Below are 290 nucleotides of genomic sequence, written 5' to 3'. Positions count from 1 at the left end.
ACCGGGCGTGCTCGACGACGTCGAAGAACGGCGAGGCGTCGTACTGCTGTAGGTAGTGCTGCTGGTCCACGTCGAAGCTGATCGCGTAGGCGAACAGCAGCAGCTGGATCACCGGCGTGATCACCACGGCCAGCAGCATCCGCGGATCCCGGGCGAGGTGGCGGAACTCCTTGCGCACGATCGCGCCGATCCGGACCAGTGCGTTCCTCATGACGCCTGCTCCTCGTCGGCAGCCCCGGACGCCTCGGCGAGGTAGGCGAACACCGTCTCCATGTCGGGGGCAACCTTGC

The 290-nt window shown here is 66.9% G+C and carries 1 pseudogene; it reads right to left on the bottom strand.

Annotation, left to right across the window (positions count from 1 at the left end):
* A pseudogene (locus BN358_RS25385) lies at positions 1 to 211 on the bottom strand (ABC transporter permease subunit); the annotation flags it as partial.
* Positions 212 to 290: the final 79 nt, after the last annotated feature.

Origin of the sequence: Sedimentibacter sp. B4 (assembly GCF_000309315.1) — a bacterium.
Taxonomy (GTDB): Bacteria; Bacillota; Clostridia; order Tissierellales; family Sedimentibacteraceae; genus Sedimentibacter; species Sedimentibacter saalensis.
This window is presented reverse-complemented; position numbering and strand designations above follow the sequence as displayed.